The following is a 6,000-nucleotide window of genomic DNA, read 5'->3' on the forward strand; positions in this document are numbered from 1 at the left end:
TCTTTTGCTGGCGGAGGCCGAATGGCATTTCGATTCGTACACACGGCCGATATTCATCTCGACTCGCCGCTGCGTTCGCTCGCGATGCGTAATCCCGATCTTGCCGGGCTCGTGGGCGACGCCAGCCGCCAGGCATTCGTTTCGATAGTGGATCTCTGCCTAGAGGAACGCGTGGATGCGTTGGTAATAGCCGGCGACTTATACGATGGTGATCAAACCTCGATGAAGACGGCGCGGTTCCTGGCAGCGCAGATGACACGCCTGCACCAGGCCGGCATCAGGGTTTTCAAGATCCGCGGCAATCATGACGCCCTGTCGCGGATTTCCAAACAGCTGGTGTTTCCTGACACCGTGACCATTTTTGGCGGTCGTGCTCAGTCGGTATTGCAGACAGCCGGCGGTGTGGACGTCGTTTTCCATGGTTTGAGCTTTGCGAACCCTAAGGCGCCGGACAGCCTGCTGCCCAAATATCCGGCTGCTCGCGAAGGAGCCGTCAATATTGGCATCATGCATACCAGTCTGGCCGGATCGCCCGGTCACGACGTTTACGCGCCCTGCAGCATCGCTGACCTGCACGCCCACGGTTTCGACTATTGGGGGCTTGGCCACATTCATCTTCGCCAAGTCCATTCCGGCGCAAGCACGGTGGTGATGCCGGGAATACCGCAGGGGAGGGACATTAACGAGGCCAGTGAGAAATCAGTTTCCCTAGTAACGGTGCGCGACGACCGTTCGGTGGAGGTCGAGGAAAGGCTGACCAGCGTTGCGCAGTTCGAGCGGGTCAGCGTCGACCTTACCGGAGCAGTTGAGTGGCCGGAAGCCGACGCGCGTGTTCGCTACGCACTCGAAGAGATGCGGGCCACCGTCCGCTCGCGTCATGCTGTGGCCCGCGTTGGCCTAACAGGAACATCACCACTGATGTGGGCGCTGATCCGCGACAAGGACCTCCTTCTTGCCGAAGCCGAACAGGCTGCGGAACAACTGGGCCATACGTGGGTGGAGAAGCTCGAGCTTGACCTCGCGCCACCTCGGGCGGAGACGGCCGAGGATACTGCTGATCCGATTTTCGAACTCGAGCAATCCATGCGCGCCGATGCCACCTCGGATGCCTTCCGCGCCGAGGCGAGGGCGTTCGTCCAAAGGATGGTCGCCGACCTTCCGGCCGACGGACGGGATTTTGCTGGGAAGGACGAAGCCGGGCTGGAACGGTTCCTCGATCAGGTGCTTTCCAAGGGCGCAGACTTGGTGACTTCCCGCCTTAAGTCCGGTGGATCGTCATGAGGCTGCAGCGCCTTGACCTCATTCGCTATGGAAAGTTCACCGATGGTACGATCGACTTCGGACCCAAACCGGAATCCGGACCTGATCTGCATATCGTGTTTGGCCTGAATGAGGCCGGCAAATCGACAGCGCTTTCCGCCTATCTAGATTTGCTGTTCGGCATCGAGGAACGGAGCCGCTACAACTTCCTGCATGAGTACAGCGCCATGCGCATCGGTGGGGTGCTGGAACTGGCCGGCTCCGAGCACACGTTCACGCGTACGAAACAGCGTACTAATTCGCTATTGAACGCGACGGGCCAATCGGTGATCGAGGTGGCGATCACGGCGCATCTCGCCGGACTGTCGCGTGACGCTTACACGACCATGTTTTCACTCGATGACGAAACGCTGGAAGCCGGCGGAAAATCGATCCTGGAGTCGCGGGGCGACCTCGGCAAGCTCCTCTTCACGGCCAGCGCCGGTCTTGGGAACGCAAGCGATACGTTGAACGCCCTCGAGGCCGAAGCAGACGCGCTGTATCGGAAGCAGGCGCATGGCACCGAACTGGCGCTGCTGAAGAAGCGCCTTGTTGACGTGAAGTCGCGCAGGGATGCTATCGACACACTTGCATCGACCTATGAGGGGCTGGAGGCCGAACGTCTCGATGCATCGCAGCAGTACGGCCGAACCATCAGCGATCGGGCGGTGCTGGTGGCCAGGCTGGATACCATTGCTCGTTGCGTACGTGCTGCGCCGATGCTGGCGGATATGCGCCGCAAGATTGCCCGGCTGGATCAGCTGCCGGACATCACCTCCCCAGCCCGGACATGGACGGGAAGTGTCACCGAACTGATCGATGACGATGCCAGCCTCAGAACGCGACTGTCCGCAAACATCGATGAGGTCGAGCGGCTGTCGGCAAAAGTCACTGCGGTCGACGAGGACGAACGGATCCTGTCGATTTCCGAACGCATTCGCAGCCTGGCGGAGGGCAAGGTGCGCCATACCGCGGCTGGCTTTGACTTGCCCACTCGCAGGATGGGGCTGCAAATCCTCAACAACACCGTGGCAAGCTGCCTTGCCGCGTTGGGCCGGTCTTCCGAGCCGGATCCTGCCGCACTGCTTCTGACTGCCGTCACAGTTGGCGTCGTTCGCGCTATGGTCGAGCAGAGGTCCGGTATTGCTACGGGCGCGCGCGCCGCCCGCGACGAGGCGGCGGCAGCACTCGATGCGTTGCAGGTGGCAAGGCAGCGGGTCGGCGAGGAAAGGGCGGTGCCCGAACCCGTCAGGGCAAGGCTGGGCTCGGCTTTGTCGAAAGCGCGAGCAAGCGGACACAAGGCAGAGATCAAGACGGCTCGCGAGGCGGGAGATGCGGGAACAATCCGATGGAAGGCATCGCTGGCTCGCTTGCGTCCATGGAACGGAGATGCCCTCGCTCTCGCCAACGTTGCGGTTCCGAGCGCCGGGCAGATTGCCGCCTGGAAGACAGTAGCGTCAGTACTGGCAAGGAACACCGCGGTACTTGCCGAACGCCTCGCCGAATACGAGGGCCACCATGCAATGCTCGCCGCACGATTGGATGCCCTTCGAGCCTCGGTTGACGTTGTCGACGATGAAGCGGCTGCCGCCATCCGCCGTCTCCGCGATGATGCGTGGGCAAGGCACCGCGCAGTGTTGACTGGTGACACCGCTGACGATTTCGCCGTGGCACTGACGCGCGATGACGTTGCCAGCGCAGGCCGGCTGGCCGGCGCGGCGGATCTGGCCGAGATCCGGGCAATGCCGCGTGCCCTGGCCGAGGCGACGGCCAACCTGTCACGAAACGGCATCCAAAGCCAACAGCTCGTCAAGGATGCGGATACCCAATTGTTGGAAATCCGTGTGGCCGCCAGCGAGCTCCTCGGAGAAGCCCTGGAACCTTCGTCTGAGCGCCTGATCGAAAGGATCGAGGATCAGATCGAGGCGCGCAGCGATGCGCTCGCTGCCTGGGAGCAGATCGAACTTGCTCGCTTGAAAGCCGAGCGAGCCGCTGACGCCGGCGAGCAGATACACTTGGAAATGAGAGCGGCGCTGGAAAGCGTCGGCATAGTATCAGAGCCCGGCGACACCCTCGAAGCAGTCATGGCCATCGCGGAGCTGTTTCTGGACCGGCAGCGCAAGCTGGACGCCGAGTATGCCGAGGCGCTCAGAATGGTGAGTTCCAAAGAAGAGGATCTAGCTGCCCGACGGGTTGCGGTAGGGGTGGCGGAGCGTCGCGAGGAGGAATGGCTGGCCGGCATTACCGAAGCGCTCAAGGGAACGTGGCTCGAAAGCGGTCTGTCCGCGTCAGGCGTTGGCGCTGTGCTCGATCAATTGGCCGAACTGTCAAGAAGCCTGCAGGAACGGGAGGATCTGCAGCTGCGTATCGACAAGATGGAGGCCGACAGGGCCAATTTTCTGGTCGAGGTCATCGCCGTCGCGGTCGAAGCCGACGAGCCGACGAAGGATGGCGAGCCGGAGCAGTTGGCCACCCGCCTTGCCGAGCGCCTGGAGCGTGCCGAGCGGACACGTGAAACGAAGGCAAGCCTGGGCAACGAGCTGAAGCGCCTCAAGGAGGCGCGCGAAATCCTCGACACCGAGATTTCGGCACACGAACGCCGCAAGAATGAAGTGCTGGGCGTCTTTGGCGTAGCCACTCTGTCCGAGGTAGTCGAACGCGACGAGCTGCTGCGTGAGCGCGACGGCTTGCGCACTACCGTCGCCGAACTTGAGGAACGGGTAGTGGCGGAACTCGCAGTCGATGGATTCGACCAGGCACGCTCGATCCTGGACGCGATCGATTTCGACAGCCTCGCGGTCGAGAAGGCTGAGGGCGAGCAGCGGCTTCGCCAGTTCGATGAAACCATCCAGCAACAGCTGATCCGGCAGACGCGCGCGGCCGACAAGCTGGACGCCATCGGCGGTGATAGTGCGGTTGCACGCCTGGATGCCGAACGGCGCACGACCCTGTTGGAAATCGAGGAGAAGGCCACCCGTTATATCGAACTGAAGCTTGGCATTATGTCGGCCGGAAATGCTTTGCGGCTCTACCGTGAGAGCCACCGCTCCGGGATGATGGCGCGCGCATCAGACGCGTTCAAGCTAATGACGCGTGGCCAGTATTCGGGGCTGACAACCCAGCCTGTAAAAGGTGGTGAGGTTCTCATCGCGGTGCAGGGTGACGGGCAATCCAAGGTCACCGATGCGCTTTCAAAGGGCGCGCGCTTTCAGTTGTACCTTGCCCTGAGACTCGCCGGTTATTACGAGTTTGCGCAATTCCGGCCTTCGGTTCCCTTCATCGCCGACGACATCATGGAAACCTTCGACCATATTCGCTCGGAGGAGGTTTTCAGATTGTTTGGGGAGATGGCGAACACAGGTCAGGTCATCTATCTCACGCACCACAAGCACCTATGTGAAATCGCCAAGGCTGTTGTGCCACAATCTACCATTCACCAGCTGGATTAGGCTCGATTAGAATTCGCGTCAAAACGGTTCAACTAACCAACTCGTCTGACATAGGAACCTTCGATCGAATCCGTCATGACGTCCCTAGAGGCTGAGAAATGCCTATTTTGCTTAATGTTGCGTGGATGAACGACTACGCCGGCGGAGCGCGGATGCCCGCCTCTCGGTGGCGGGGCATTTCGAGTAAGCAGGGTTATTGCGCCGAAGAATGCAACTTTGTTGCAGCCAATGACGGGTACGTTTACAGCGGTTCGAGACGATTAAGGGCGAATTGGATCGGCAGGTGCGCCCAGAATATGGGTTCAGTTCAAGGGGCGTAACCCGCCCAGCACTACAAGGATAAGATCAGGTCGTTCAGGGCTAGGACGCTCGCCGAAAATGCATTCGTGCTGCCCCGGAGGGATAGGCACCGTGTCAAAGGGTGGAGTGGCCAGGCAAGCTGGTGGTGCGAACGATACGACAGATCGATCCGCCAGAGCATTCGTCAAGAGAGTAAAGGCATATCGAAGGCGAGCCAGTCGCTCCCGTCGGGGCATCGCCCGTTCATGATCGAAGTCGTGGCCGACCGGCTGGAGCGGCAGCGTCCGACGTCTACAAACGGTATGTGCGGAAGTACGAGATCAATGTCCATCCTCAGCATGACAGATCTTCCCGCTTGTTTTCGCGACGACCTTCGGTTGCGGTTGACGCAATCCGGAAGTGATGGTCGAGATCAAGCCTGGTGATGCGGCTACGATGCGCTTCGCGATTCGCGCCGTGATCGGCCAGTTGCTCGACTACCGCCAGCATCAGCGGTGGACTGGCCGACAGGTAATTCTCGTCGGTGCGAAGGTGACGAGCAAGAACGATCTAAGTCTGCCGTTTGTCAACGGCTTTGGCCTGGCCTGGCCCATTGGAACCGAAGGAAACGAGATCCGCTGGCCCGACGGCGCTGGTTGATTGGCAAGCAAGCGCCGAACGTCGGAGGCTAAAGCTCAGGGTCGATGGATCCGCATTGCTGCTTTCGGTGCCGACCCATCTCTCATGTGGGGATATGGTAGTGTGCTGAGAGTTCTGCAAATTCGCTGAGAGGGGGCGGTCATGGCAGGCTGGTGATGTTCAACGTCACCGATTCCCTGGAAGGAACGCCACCATGACCAAGACAGAAGGTAAATCGACCAGCGCTGCCGTCAAAGACATTCTGCTTTCGAACCCGGATGGATTGCACGAAGTGCTCCGTGCGGTGATGCAGGAGGTGCTTGAGGCCGAGATG

3 protein-coding genes and 1 pseudogene are annotated in these 6,000 nt (G+C 60.5%); all 4 read left to right on the forward strand.

The annotated features are described in order from the left end of the window. The first annotated feature begins 21 nt into the window (after positions 1 to 21). Positions 22 to 1,281, forward strand: a complete 1,260-nt coding sequence (locus NKI31_RS27895; protein ID WP_352653100.1) for a metallophosphoesterase family protein — start codon at positions 22 to 24, stop codon at positions 1,279 to 1,281. After that, entirely contained in the window at positions 1,278 to 4,748 is a 3,471-nt protein-coding gene (locus tag NKI31_RS27900) for an AAA family ATPase (RefSeq protein WP_352522086.1), read from the forward strand. The genes NKI31_RS27895 and NKI31_RS27900 overlap by 4 nt, the downstream gene beginning before the upstream one ends. 702 nt (positions 4,749 to 5,450) lie before the next feature. Further along, complete coding sequence (locus tag NKI31_RS27905) at positions 5,451 to 5,687, forward strand: hypothetical protein (protein WP_352653101.1); 237 nt, start codon at positions 5,451 to 5,453, stop codon at positions 5,685 to 5,687. A gap of 193 nt (positions 5,688 to 5,880) precedes the next feature. Then, positions 5,881 to 6,000: pseudogene (locus NKI31_RS27910) on the forward strand (IS256 family transposase); the annotation flags it as partial.

Source organism: Mesorhizobium sp. M0659 (assembly GCF_040320605.1).
Taxonomy (GTDB): domain Bacteria; phylum Pseudomonadota; class Alphaproteobacteria; order Rhizobiales; family Rhizobiaceae; genus Mesorhizobium.

Bases quoted from the DNA above. Each gene is read 5' to 3' on its own strand.
- NKI31_RS27905 (WP_352653101.1), top strand. From the start codon at position 5,451: ATGGTCGAGATCAAGCCTGGTGATGCGGCTACGATGCGCTTCGCGATT.
- NKI31_RS27900 (WP_352522086.1), top strand. From the start codon at position 1,278: ATGAGGCTGCAGCGCCTTGACCTCATTCGCTATGGAAAGTTCACCGAT.
- NKI31_RS27895 (WP_352653100.1), top strand. From the start codon at position 22: ATGGCATTTCGATTCGTACACACGGCCGATATTCATCTCGACTCGCCG.